Origin of the sequence: Thalassobacterium maritimum (genome assembly GCF_031127805.1) — a bacterium.
GTDB classification, from domain to species: Bacteria; Verrucomicrobiota; Verrucomicrobiia; order Opitutales; family Coraliomargaritaceae; genus Thalassobacterium; species Thalassobacterium maritimum.
Map to the genome: position 1 here is coordinate 1 of NZ_JARXHW010000023.1, position 12,852 is coordinate 12,852.

General features: G+C 53.4%; 10 protein-coding genes. 3 read left to right on the forward strand and 7 right to left on the reverse strand.

All coding sequences use genetic code 11. From position 1 onward, the window contains the following. Window positions 1–123: 123 nt before the first annotated feature. The 6 genes from QEH52_RS10780 to ptsP all read right to left on the reverse strand — a co-directional run bounded on the left by QEH52_RS10780 (window position 124) and on the right by ptsP (window position 7,366). Window positions 124–417 (reverse strand): YdeI/OmpD-associated family protein, encoded by a 294-nt coding sequence (locus tag QEH52_RS10780; RefSeq protein ID WP_308950382.1) that lies wholly within the window; start codon window positions 415–417, stop codon window positions 124–126. A 13-nt stretch (window positions 418–430) separates the two neighbouring features. Further along, window positions 431–757, reverse strand: coding sequence for a DUF1801 domain-containing protein (locus tag QEH52_RS10785; RefSeq protein WP_308950383.1), 327 nt, complete (start codon window positions 755–757; stop codon window positions 431–433). Between the two features lie 143 nt (window positions 758–900). Continuing rightward, window positions 901–2,130 carry a carbohydrate porin gene (locus QEH52_RS10790; RefSeq protein ID WP_308950385.1) on the reverse strand — a complete coding sequence of 410 codons (1,230 nt, stop codon included), beginning with the start codon at window positions 2,128–2,130 and terminating at the stop codon, window positions 901–903. Window positions 2,131–2,168: 38 nt separating this feature from the next. Next, window positions 2,169–3,905 carry a fructose-specific PTS transporter subunit EIIC gene (locus tag QEH52_RS10795; RefSeq protein ID WP_308950386.1) on the reverse strand — a complete coding sequence of 579 codons (1,737 nt, stop codon included), beginning with the start codon at window positions 3,903–3,905 and terminating at the stop codon, window positions 2,169–2,171. A gap of 6 nt (window positions 3,906–3,911) precedes the next feature. Then, window positions 3,912–4,877 (reverse strand): 1-phosphofructokinase, encoded by a 966-nt coding sequence (gene pfkB, locus QEH52_RS10800; protein ID WP_308950387.1) that lies wholly within the window; start codon window positions 4,875–4,877, stop codon window positions 3,912–3,914. Between the two features lie 20 nt (window positions 4,878–4,897). Further along, complete coding sequence (gene ptsP, locus QEH52_RS10805) at window positions 4,898–7,366, reverse strand: phosphoenolpyruvate--protein phosphotransferase (protein ID WP_308950388.1); 2,469 nt, start codon at window positions 7,364–7,366, stop codon at window positions 4,898–4,900. A gap of 256 nt (window positions 7,367–7,622) precedes the next feature. On the opposite strand from ptsP, the gene QEH52_RS10810 reads away from it, so the two are divergent. Beyond that, complete coding sequence (locus QEH52_RS10810) at window positions 7,623–8,603, forward strand: LacI family DNA-binding transcriptional regulator (protein ID WP_308950389.1); 981 nt, start codon at window positions 7,623–7,625, stop codon at window positions 8,601–8,603. 100 nt (window positions 8,604–8,703) lie between these two features. On the opposite strand, the gene uvrB is transcribed toward QEH52_RS10810, so the two are convergent. Beyond that, window positions 8,704–10,773 (reverse strand): excinuclease ABC subunit UvrB, encoded by a 2,070-nt coding sequence (gene uvrB / locus QEH52_RS10815; RefSeq protein WP_308950390.1) that lies wholly within the window; start codon window positions 10,771–10,773, stop codon window positions 8,704–8,706. A gap of 237 nt (window positions 10,774–11,010) precedes the next feature. Here uvrB and fbaA point away from each other — a divergent pair, with 237 nt between their 5' ends. Then, window positions 11,011–12,042 carry a class II fructose-bisphosphate aldolase gene (gene fbaA, locus QEH52_RS10820; RefSeq protein WP_308950391.1) on the forward strand — a complete coding sequence of 344 codons (1,032 nt, stop codon included), beginning with the start codon at window positions 11,011–11,013 and terminating at the stop codon, window positions 12,040–12,042. A gap of 220 nt (window positions 12,043–12,262) precedes the next feature. After that, window positions 12,263–12,841 carry a hypoxanthine phosphoribosyltransferase gene (gene hpt / locus QEH52_RS10825; protein ID WP_308950392.1) on the forward strand — a complete coding sequence of 193 codons (579 nt, stop codon included), beginning with the start codon at window positions 12,263–12,265 and terminating at the stop codon, window positions 12,839–12,841. Window positions 12,842–12,852 lie beyond the last annotated feature (11 nt).

Sequence of the window (12,852 nt, forward strand, 5' to 3'; positions counted from 1 at the left end):
TTTTGAGGCTACACCTGCCCCGTAAGCTCGGTTCTCTGAACCGGGCACTCAGACAGCTCTGGACACCGGCGCAATCACGACGCTCCCCCAAAACAAAGTTTTGAAGCGACACCTGCCCGGCTGCTAGCGCTCGTTCCAACCCTTACAGGAAAACACTTTGGGCATGCACTTCTCAATCCGTGCAGCCTTTGTCTTCGACTGCTTTGCAGATGTAAAATAGAGCAGATAACCGCGCTGCCGACCTGGCGTGAGCGCGGCAAAGGCAGCCTTAAAGTCGGCATTTTGCTCAAACGCCTCAATCAGTTCTTGCGGATACGTAGGCTGCCCAAGCTTCGGATCGCTGACCGCTTTACCAGACTTTTCGATCTCAATGGCTTGCGCGACATAGCCCAGCAAAGCCTCTTCAAGCGACGCCACAGTTTCCGTATTTTTAAACCGGATACAACGTGCAAAACGTGTATTCTCTCCAGGCAAGTCCAAGATCGCTGAAGTATCCTTCATTTCCGAACCCCGAAAAAAAAGAAAGCACCACTGACTCCTTCAGCGCCCCCAGCATCAGCACATTTTTACCTGCATAGGTATAACAAGGCGCCCCCCATTTGATCACTTCCACCAACTCAGTCTGTAAAACAATTGCGCGCAACGAGCGAAGCACCTCCGCCCAAGGATGCACTTTACAGTCCGGCGTACCTCCGAGCGCACAACGTCCACAGCCGTCCTTTAGGTATTCATCAACATTGGTGGGCTTCGGGGGCATGAGTAGATGCTAACAGCTTTGCAGTGCCCGTCGAGCCTTTGAGCGCAGTGTTTGTTTGCATTTTTACACCACCCCCAAAGGCGCGAACCGCGACAATCCTCTCAGTCTAAAAGGATGTGTCGAACCTGAGCCTTGTGCCAGACTTAGAAACTAAAACCAATTTGCGCACCGACGACGATGGCATCATCAATATCACCTGTGCCACCTGGATTCTTGATAAACTGAATGTCGGGCTGGATGTAAGCATATTCTGTGAGCTGAATGCGGTGACCAAGCTCAAAGACCATTTCGTAGTCTACGCCACTCATCAAACCAGCTTCAAGCTCGTCGGAATACTCGTCACTGAAACCGCCATAGGTCATGAAAAAGACCGTCCTGTCCTCTGGACGACTGTCTAGCAGGCCTTTATAATGTGCACCGAAAGTCGACTGAATCGGCACGATCGCAACTTCGTCCTGAGCGGTATAAGCGAAGGTCATGAACAAAGTAAGCCCTTGATCCGAATCAGCCGATTCGCGATAGACCTGATAATCGGCATGCCCGTAGAAGCGAGTAAAACTGTCAGTCGTGTCTGTGCTATTAAACTCATCCATCTCAAAAGCGAAGGTCTGATTAATACCAGCAAAGAACCGAGCGGGCTTACCATTGATCTCTGGCGTCCAGTCGTATTGCACGAAGAGCGATACGCCATCATCTGCATCGATGCTGAAATCAACTCCTTGCTTTTCACGGTCCCACATTTCTTTCGTCAGTTGGAAGACACCGACCTGTAAGCTGCTGTCTTCTGAAACCTTGGCCTTCACTCGGCCACCCCACACCGGGAAAGGATACGAGGTCATCACCCCATCAAAAAGCACGGCGCGGATCTGGCCATTGACAGCATTACTCAAAGAATAGCTGTATAAAGAGGAGCCGACAAAGTCGTCAGTAGCAGTCATACGCCCCAATTTCACTGCGATATCCCCATCTGCGAAGAGCTTTTCTAGGGTCACATTGTAGAGAAAAGTATTCTGCCCGCCCACAAGTTGCATCACGCTGTATTGGCTTCCGACATTGGGCGTGACATCACTACCATGACGATCAATCCCCGTGAGAGTGAAAGTCGTGGCATCCCAACCAAGGATTTTATCGAGATCGAACTGCACTCCAGCAAAGAGGTCGCCAGCAAAATTAGTATCGCCATCAATGCCCCCCGAAACAAGCGAGGAGGTGATTGTATTATAATACGCGAAGACTTCGATCCCCGCTTCAGCGAGGTCCGTGCGTGCACCGCCCCAGTCTCCCGTCAATCGATCGGAGTATGGCTCGGATTCAGCCCAAGCGGAGCCTGTGGCAGTGATCAGAAGGGAGAGTGTTAAGGTTTTTATTTTCATAGTATGTATTGATTTGAGGTTGGAGTATGGAAAAGAGATTAAGCGGCCACGGGCACTGCTTGCTTGAGTGGACGTTTCGCAAAGTATAGAGCCCCGACCGAAACCAGAGTGCCGATCAATATGGCAGCGACATAGCCCATGCCTTGCGTGATCGCATTAGGGATTGCCAGGACGAACACACCCCCATGTGGGACCATTAATTTGCAGCCCAAGACCATCGAGATCGCTCCCGTAACAGCGGAGCCGAGTACCGTGCAAGGGATCACGCGAAACGGATCCGCAGCGGCATAAGGAATGGCTCCTTCTGTGATAAAGGAAATGCCGAGGATGGCCGTTGCCTTAGAAGCCTGACGTTCGTCAGCGGTGAATTTATTGCGAAAGAGATTGGCGGCGAGCGCACACGCCAGCGGCGGCACCATGCCAGCGGCCATAACTGCGGCCATCGGCACATAGATCTGACTGGCAAGCAAACCCACCGAGAAAGTGTAAGCCGACTTATTAACAGGGCCCCCCATATCAAAGGCCATCATGCCGCCCAACAACAAACCAAGCACCAACGCACTGCCCTCTTGCATGTTATTTAACCAGGCGGACAAGCCATCGAGTATGAATTTAACCGGGGGGCCAATCACATAGATCATCCCAAGCCCGACAATTAACGAGCTCAACAAGGGTAGGATCAAAACGGGCTTAAGACCTTGCAAAGTGTCCGGTAGATTAATCTTCCGATTGAGCCAGCGAGTCAAGTAGCCGGCAAAGAACCCCGCAGCGAGCCCCCCAAGGAAGCCAGCACCGATTTGCGAGGCCAACATACCACCAATCAAGCCTGGCGCGAGACCAGGGCGGTCAGCGATGGAGAAAGCAATGAAGCCGGCCAGCACAGGAATAAAGAGTGCGAAGGCGGATGCACCGCCAATCTGCATCAAGGCCCAACCAAATGTCCATTCATTGTCGCCGGCGTAAATACCACCGACTGCAAATGCCAGTGCGATCATTAGTCCCCCTGCTGTAACGAGCGGAAGCATATTCGAAACGCCTGTCATCAAGTGCTTATACACCCCCGTGCGAGCGGCCTTCGGCGGTGTTTTGAGTCCACCTGTTTGAGTCGAACTAGGCTCTAGTGCGAGGGCTTCTTTGATGAGCCCAGGCGCATCATTGATTGCGGCTTTGGTGCCTGTTTCGAGCAAACGCTTGCCGGCGAAACGAGCGGTCTCGACATTGGCATCCGCAGCGACGATCACGGCGTCCGCTTTGGCAATTTCTTCTTCAGTCAGCTCATTCTTTGCGCCGACAGAACCACGGGTTTCAACTTTCATGGTATAGCCCATCGCTTTAGCTCCGCGCAATAAAGACTCCGCCGCCATAAATGTGTGAGCGATACCAGTGGGGCAAGAAGTGACGCCAACTAGAAATTTGCTGGCGGCAGCTTCGGTGCTCACAACAGGCGAAGATGCCGAAGCGGGCCGAGCAGGTGCATTGGCTGGAAAAAGTTGATCCAACACATGCCCCGTTTCGCGGCTGACACGGGCGAGATCGGTCGCGATGACTGGCACCTCGGCAGAGACGGGCTGCGCGGGTGCTTTAGTGCCCGCAAGTAAGACAGCATTGACGGATTCGCCAGAGGATTTCCATACTGCGACCGGGTCCGCGCTGGCATCGACCTTGATGATTAAACTTAAGCCGCGACGCGTAGCCTCGGCTTCGAGTGCGCCCTTGGCTAAGCGCAAGATGGGCGCCTCAGCGGGGGCTTGTAAAATAACGAGTAGAGTAGACATGGGATATTATGCTTTAGGGTTATAAGGAGCGATCGGCTGCACGGTGACGCGTGCCAATCGTTGGGTCAGGACATCGTTTGCGGGAAGCGCAGAGACGAGGGATTCGAGTCGACTCCATGCGTAAACAGTAGCCATGCGGGCGCAGTCCGGCGGCGTGTCGCCTCGGAGAATGCCTTGTAAATATCCCGCAAGTAATGAATCGCCCGCGCCCACAGTGCTAATCACTTTTACGGGAGGCGCACTCGCCATGAGTTCGGCCTCATCAGCGAGAAAGAGCGCGCCTTCATCGCCCAGCGAGACAATTAGGTTCGGGATGCGCTCGCGGCAAAGCTCGCGCGCCGCATCCAGCGTGGCTTGAAAATTGTCGAATTTAGTGTCGAGCAATTCTTCCAGCTCATGAACGTTGGGTTTAGCCAAATCCACGCCAACCTCGACTGCTGCTTTGAGCGCGGCGCCACTGGAATCGATCGCAATTTTGGCATCGGCATCTCGCAAGCGGCGAATGAGTTCGACCAAAAAAGAAGGTTCGACGCCAGCAGGCAAACTGCCAGCGATGACTACCCACGTGCCCGCTTGCACCCGCTGGAGCAGTTTGGTAATCAAGCGCTCGCATTGTGCCTCTGTCGGGGCAGGACCTGGCAAATTGAGATCCGTCGTATCATTTGCCTTTGTATCAACAATCTTGATACCAGTGCGAGTTTCCCCAGGCACTCGGATGAAGGCATCCTGCAGAGCATGCTGCTTAAAGTGTGTTTCAAAGATCGATGGATTCGCTTCGCCTAAAAAACCGGCAACTGCGACTGAAGCACCACCGAGTGAAAGCATCGTAGCCACATTCACGCCCTTGCCGCCTGCTTGACGATGGGAGCCCGTAGCGCGATGCACCGTGCCGGGAAGCAGCTGGTCGACAAAAACCGTATGGTCGATGGCTGGATTCAAAGTCACTGTGATAATTGAAGATTTTGTATTCATGGTAATAATCTTTGCTGGGGTTAAACAACAGGTGGGATCAAGCGCACGGCGACTGCGTCGTCCTGCGCCATGGCGCGTGTGGCCAGTGCCTGCAAATCTGTTAGGCTGGCTTTACGGATTTTTTCCTTCACCGCAGGAATCAATGCCGGCGGCATGCTCAACTCATCCACACCGAGCCCAGCCAAAATTTGAGCGCCGAGTGGATCGGCTGCGAGGCCACCGCAGACCCCGACCCATTTACCCTCGGCGTGCGCCGCTTTCGTGGCGGTGCTGATCAGCCGTAGCACGACGGGATGCAAGCTGTCGGCACGCTTCGCAAGCAAAGGGTGCGTGCGATCGACAGCTAAGGCATATTGCGTAAGGTCGTTTGTGCCGACAGAAAAGAAGTCGGCAACTTTAGCAATTTCTGGTGCCATCACTACCGCTGCGGGCACTTCGATCATGACCCCGAGATCAAGCTGCGGGCCATCGACCTCTTGACGCACGGATTCGGCGATTTGGCGAATCCTACGAAAGTCATTTGGCGTGGCGATCATCGGAAAAAGTAACTTGATCGGCCCAAATGCCGCTGCACGATAGACCGCTCGCAACTGAGTGCGAATGATGTCAGGTCGCGCAAGGCCGAGGCGAATACCACGTAAACCCAAAAAGGAGAGATCATGCTCACTAAGGCCGAGGTAATCGACGGGCTTATCGCCTCCGATATCAATTGTTCTCAAGACCATCGGCAAACCTTCGAGCGCTTGAACCATAGCCTTATAGCATTCAAATTGCTCCTCTTCGGAGGGAGCATGCTCGCGATCAAGAAAAAGGAATTCAGTGCGAACGAGGCCGACTCCTTCTGCTCCTGCCTTGAGGGCGGAAGTCGCCTCTTCAACCTTAGCAATATTGGCGACGACTTCAAAACGATGCCCATCCGTCGTCAGCGCGGGACTATAACGTTGCGACCAGGCTCGTTCACGCTGTGCATTCATTGACTTAAGAGCTTTACAGGCCGACTCCAAATCCTCATCCGAAGGTTGAACAAAAAGGCGCGCTCCTGAAGCATCGAGCAGAACCGTTTCGCCCTCTACCACGGGCGCAAGTGCCTCTCCCATGGCGACAACCATTGGAATACCAAGCGAACGCGCGACAATGGCAGAGTGGGCATTCGGGCTACCAGCGCGCAGGCAAATGCCGCAGACTTTATCAGAGCTTAGCTGGGCGGCTTCGGAGGGCTCAAGGTCGTGCGCCACTAAAACCACGGGGGCGGTAAATGTAGCCAAAGGGTCTTGCACCTCACCGAGCAGAATACGACTAACGCGATTGCCTGCATCCTTTAGGTCGATCGCACGTTGCGCAAGATGTTGATCCGAAAGAGCTTCAAGTCGAGCGACTTTGTCCGAGATGACCGCGTTCCATGCAGTCAATGCATCAACCCCCGCTTTGACTTGTCGCAACGCATCCTGTTTAATTTCTACATCATCAACCAAGGCCACATGAGCATTAAACAAATTGCGCTGCACTTTATTCATCCCATCGCTGTCGGCAAGTTCACGCAATGTGGACACCGCCTCCTCGATCGCGACTTCGAGGGCAGCACATTCTGAGGCCTCGTCTCCGCGCTTTCGCTCCGACGAAGCTACACGATTGTGATCCCAGCGAAATGCGGGACCAACCGCGATCCCAGGAGCGGCCATTGTTCCAGAGATCGAGTTTTCCGAGTCACCAGATGCGGGCGTCCAATCGATCCCACTATTGGAGTCCTCGGCGACTTCCTGTGGCTCATCATTGATCAATGCCATCAGAGCACTCAAGCGATGTAAATGGTCGCTCGCATAAGGTGAATCAGCACGAATCTCCACGCGACTGCCGGCGGTGATACCGAGGCTGACGATCTTCAGCGCACTGCGGGCATCGGCCTCACGGCCGTTGACAACTAAAGTAATCTTGCCGTCCATCTGCTCAGTGGCATCAGCCAATTGACTTGCTGGACGCAGATGAAATCCACGCGGATTCGTAAACTGAACAAAGACACGTTCGCCCTCGTAGCCATCATCACTGTCAACTGCGTCGACACCGTCTTCCGCTTGAAGTGCGGCGACGATTTCTGTGGGATCATCCGTGATCGCCAAACGCTTCGCCAGATCCTCGTCGGCAGTGATCGAAGTCAACCGAGCCAGCAGCCCGATATGCTCATCACTACGCGCTGCAATTCCAAAAATCAGATGAGCGCGCGCATCACCTTTCCAAGCCACCCCATCGGGGACCTGAATTAGCACCACCCGCGTTTCTCGTATCAAGTTCGCGTGTTGCGGTTGCCCATGAGGAATCGCGACACCATTGCCAAGGTAAGTATTTGCGGTGCGCTCGCGCCCCAACATACTATCAACATAGGCGGACTCAACAGCACCACTATCAGCAAGCAGTGCGGCGATCGCGCGGATGGCTTCTTCACGGTCAGCAAAGCTACCACCGAGGCGGACATCTGAGAGGGTAAGATTCAACATAAGGGGCCTTCATTTTCGGGGTTCAAACGGAGTAATGCCTCAATGTGTAATCGATTACATAAATTGGTCAAGTAATTTCTAATTGAAATCATCTAAAGACTAAGAAAAAATCACAAAACACCGACAACATAGCCACTTAAATGGTTTATAGTAAATCCAGAATCTACTGATATCGTTTACACACAAAACATTCAAAACCTCACAAATACGCCCTCAATGAGCTTACACGTCCCCCTCCAAATTACAAATTCCCGCCATGGCCAGTATTAAAGATGTCGCCCGCGAAGCCGGAGTATCCACAGCAACCGTCTCCCGCATGATGGCCAACAAGGGCTACATCAGCGAGGAAGCCCGCGCCAAAGTAGAAGCCGCAGTCAAAAAATTGGGCTACCGCCCCAACCGCGCCGCACAGCAACTGAGAAACCCTGGCTCTCACATTATAGCGCTAATTGTATCAGACATTCAAAATCCTTTTTTCGGCGAATTATGCCGCGCCGTAGAGACCTTTGCACAAAAGCGTGGATTCTGCGTCTTCGTCTGCAACACCGATGAAAACCCAGAAAAAGAGCGTCGCTACTTAGAGCTCGTAGGACAAGAACAAGTCGCGGGTGTCATAATCTCGCCCTCTAGTCAGGGGCTCGCTCCTATCCAAAAGCTACAACAACAGGGAATCCCCTCGGTAATGGTCGATCGCCAAGTCAGCTCAGGTTTCGACGCAGTATTAGGCGACAACATACGCGGCGCTCACATACTCACTCGCCGCGTTTTAAAAAGCGGCTACCGACGCATCGCAGGGATCTTCGGCAAGAACAGCTTTACCGCCGACGAACGCCTCGCAGGCTTCGAAGCCGCACTAGAAGAAAACGACCAACAAGCGCTCTCCATACAGCGCGTCCCTGCCTTTGAAGCCGAAGGTCGCAAGGCCATGGAACGCCTGCTGATCACCAACGAAAAGCCCGATGCAATTATTTGCAGCAGCGCCCTAATCGCAACGGGTGCCTATCGCGCCATCCACGCCGCCAAGCTCTCAATTCCAGAGGCTATCGGCTTCGCCTGCTTCGACGATCCAACGTGGGCGACATTTGTGAAGCCCGAACTTACAGTCATCCAGCAACCCGCGAGCATGATAGGCGAGACGGCCGCCGAACTGTTGATGAAACGAATCGCGGACAAGACACGCCCCCCAAGCCTCATACGCCTCGAAGGCAGCCTCATCGAGCGCGGGTCTTTGCGTTAGTGGATGAGTTTTTTACAGTGACTTGAATGAGTGTAAATTAGCAGTTCTACATGCGCTCCATAAAATAACATTAGAGCTATATAGCGAACAGGCCCCGCCACTATTTTTTCTTTCTAGGTAGGCCACTCTTATTATAAACAGCCTTAGATTTACGTTTTTTGTAGGGCTTACTCTTGGCGGCACCACTCTCGCCACCGCCATGTTTACCGCTCTGCAGGGTCTCGATTTGATCGCGGATCATGGCCGCTTTCTCGAATTCCAACTTACGCGCAGCCTCCAGCATTTCCTCCTCCATCTCGGCGATGACTTCCGCGACATCGCGATCGTCGGACTCCGCGAGCAGGCCGATGACATCGTCTTCACGTTCATCGTAGCGCTTGCCGGGTGCCTGCAAGCCATCATCGATCTCGCGCTTCACCCCAACCGGGATGATGCCGTGCTGCTTATTATGTGCGAGCTGCTTCTCTCGGCGGTAATCGGTGGTTTCGAGTGTGAGTTGAATCGACTTAGTAATCACATCCGCATAGAGAATAACGCGCCCCTTTTCATGGCGCGCCGCACGGCCGGCGGTTTGAATCAAGCTGGTGGCGCTACGCAAAAAGCCCTCCTTGTCGGCATCGAGAATCGCCACCAAGGCCACTTCGGGCAAATCCAGTCCCTCCCGCAGCAGATTGACCCCGACCAAGACATCAAATTCCCCCTTGCGCAGACGGCGCAGAATCTCGACGCGTTCGATGGCGTCGATGTCGGAGTGCAAGTATTCCACCTTCAGCCCTGCCTCGCGCAGGTAATCGCTCAAGTCCTCCGACATGCGCTTGGTCAAAGTCGTGGCGAGGGTGCGCTCGCCCATGTCGGCCGCCTGACGCACTTCGCCAATAAAGTCTTCCACCTGCCCCTGAATCGGGCGAATTTCCATCACCGGATCCACCAAGCCGGTCGGGCGAATCACTTGCTCGGCAATCACCTTGGATACGTCGTACTCATGCTGCGCGGGGGTCGCGGACACGTAGATGGTCTGCCCGGTAATTTGATTAAACTCCTCTTCCTTTTGCGGACGATTGTCCATGGCCGAAGGCAGACGAAAGCCAAAGTCGACTAGACGCTCTTTGCGCGCGCGGTCGCCATTATACATAGCGCGCACCTGGGGCAAGGTCACGTGGCTCTCATCGACAAAGAGCAGCGCGTCCTCGGGAAAGAAATCGATCAGGCAGAAGGGACGCTCACCGGGCTTACGACCGGAAAGGTAGCGTGAGTAATTTTCAATGCCGGTGCAAAAGCCCATCTCTTGCAGCAACTCGATATCGTATTCCGTGCGCATGCGGATGCGCTGCGCCTCGATCAACATGTTTTTTGATTCAAAATAGGCGACGCGTTCTTCCAACTCTTGGCGGATGCCCGCGATCGCGGCATCAACTTTATCCTTGGGAGTCACGTATTGAGTGGCCGGATACAGGTTAAACATTTCCAGCTGCTCGCTGGTCTCTCCAGTCACAGGATCCAGCTCGCGAATGCTCTCGATTTCGTCGCCCCAGAACTCAATACGAATGCCCGACTCCATATAGGCGGGGTAAATATCCACTACATCGCCGCGCACTCGAAAGCTGCCCCGCTTGAAATCGACATCATTGCGCTCATAGAGAATCCCGACCAGCTGCTCCAGAAAGTCGTCGCGCGAAAGCTCCAGCCCCGCACGTAGCGGCAGCATCATCGCCTTGAAGTCCTCCGGCGAACCGAGACCGTAGATGCAGGACACACTGGCGATCACAATCACGTCCTTGCGGCTGATCAGCGACGACGAGGCAGAGATGCGCAGGCGCTCGATATCGTCGTTGATCGAGGAATCCTTCTCGATGTAGGTATCCGTCTGCGGAATGTAGGCCTCCGGCTGGTAGTAGTCGTAATAGCTGACGAAATACTCGACCGCATTTTCCGGAAAGAAGGCCTTGAACTCGGAGTAGAGCTGGGCGGCCAAAGTCTTATTGTGCGAAATAATCAGTGCCGGACGCTGCAACTGCTGGATAACATTGGCCATGGAGAAGGTTTTTCCCGAGCCCGTCACCCCCAACAAGGTCTGATAACGATTGCCTGCACGGATAGACTCGACCAGTTGTCGAATCGCTTCTGGTTGATCCCCCTGCGGGGAGTAGTCGCTGCTCAGTTTAAAATCCACAGAAATACAGATTGCAGAGTTCCCAAGAGACGCAAGCGCAAGGCGGGCCTTTCGTAGTCGCAAATATGCAACCACTTGGTGACAAAAAACTCAAAAAAATGCTACAGAGACAGGCGACCTCCTCAATTACATGATTGAAAATACCTTGAAAAAGCGATTTAACTTGCGATTCACCCAAGCATAACATTAGAACTGCTTACTTAACTCGCAAAATAGATAAACCAAACTAATCGAAAGATGCCAGTAGCAACACCAAAACAATACGAAGCGATGCTCGACGCCGCCCAAAAGGGCAACTACGCCTACCCGGCCGTCAACGTGACTTCGATCACCACAATCAATGCCGCACTCAAAGCATTCTCCGATGCGAAAACTGACGGAATCATCCAGGTTTCCACAGGTGGCGGTCAATTTGCATCCGGTCTGAATGTTGGCGATGCCGCGTTCGGTGCCATCGTATTGGCCGAAGCGACTCATATTCTTGCTGAAAAGCATGATGTGTTGGTTGCCCTGCACACCGACCACTGCCACCCAGAAAAGGTGGACGGCTTCCTGAAGCCCCTCCTCGAAGCTTCTCGCAAGCGCATTGCAGAAGGTAAGGGTCCCCTCTTCCAGTCACACATGTTTGACGGTTCTGTCGTCGACCTTAAGGAAAACCTCGAGATCTCCAAGGCACTGCTTAAGGAGTGTGCTGAGCTCGACATCATCCTTGAAGTTGAAGCTGGTTGCGTCGGCGGCGAAGAAGACGGCCACGACACCTCAGGCCTGCCCGCTGAAAAGCTCTACACCACTCCAGAAGACATGGTTGAAGTTTACGAAGCCCTCCAGCCAATCGGCCGCTTCCTCTTCGCTGCAACTTTCGGTAACGTGCACGGCGCTTACAAGCCCGGCTCCGTAAAGCTGAAGCCAACCATCCTACGTGACGGTCAAAAAGCAGTGACTGATAAGCATGGTGAGGACGCGCTCATGGACCTCGTCTTCCACGGCGGCTCTGGCTCCGAGCTTAGCGACATCCGCGAAACACTTGAGTATGGTGTGGTCAAGATGAACATCGACACCGACACACAGTACGCATTCACACGCCCAATCGTCACACACATCTGCGAAAACATCGAAGGTGTGCTCAAGATCGACGGCGAAGTTGGCAACAAGAAGGTCTACGACCCACGCGGCTACCTCAAGAAGGCAGAGAAGAACATGGCGGATCGCTTGATGCAGGCTGCCGACGACCTCTGCTCCACAGGCAAAACAATCTTCGGCACAGTCTAAAGCAGCCGACTGATTTTATTTTTTCAAAGCCGGATTCCGCTCAGCGGGTCCGGCTTTTTTGCTTCACCGATTTCACACTTGATACGCGAGTATGAAAGCAAGCAAAGCCACAGAATCACGAGAGCTGGACAAGTCGCGGATGCATGCTTTAAGTGCGCTGGGGGGCAAGTATCTACAGAACGACTTGTAATCACCTCCGCGCTCTATAATTAAAACACGTATGCAAACAAACGACTCCGGATATAATCCACTCGATGATATTGACAGAGTCCTCGTCGATGAGGACACGATTAAGAACCGATTAAAAGAATTGGGCCAAGAAATCACCGAAACGTATGCAGGACGTGATGTCGCAGTCATCGCCATAATAAATGGAGCCATTATTTTCGTTGCCGACCTGATCCGCGAGCTCAACATCCCGCTCCAACTCGACTGTGTCCGCATCTCCAGCTACAGCGACGATATGAAGCCCGTACAAACCCCAGAGGTGATCGACAAAGTCCGGCTGGATCTGAAAGACATGGATGTGCTGGTAATTGACGACATTCTTGACTCTGGCAACACACTGGCCCGCGTGACCGAAATGTTCCGAGCAATGGGCCCCGCCAGCCTAAAAACCTGCGTTTTATTAGATAAAAAGACTACGCGCACGGTCGATTTCGAGGCCGATTTTGTCGGATTCAAGATACCTGACGAATTTGTAGTCGGCTATGGCCTCGATTTTGCAGAGCGCTACCGCCAACTCCCCTGTATCGGCGTCTTGCGACCAGAACTGCAGAACCCACCCGAGTGGGGCTAAGCGATCAAGCG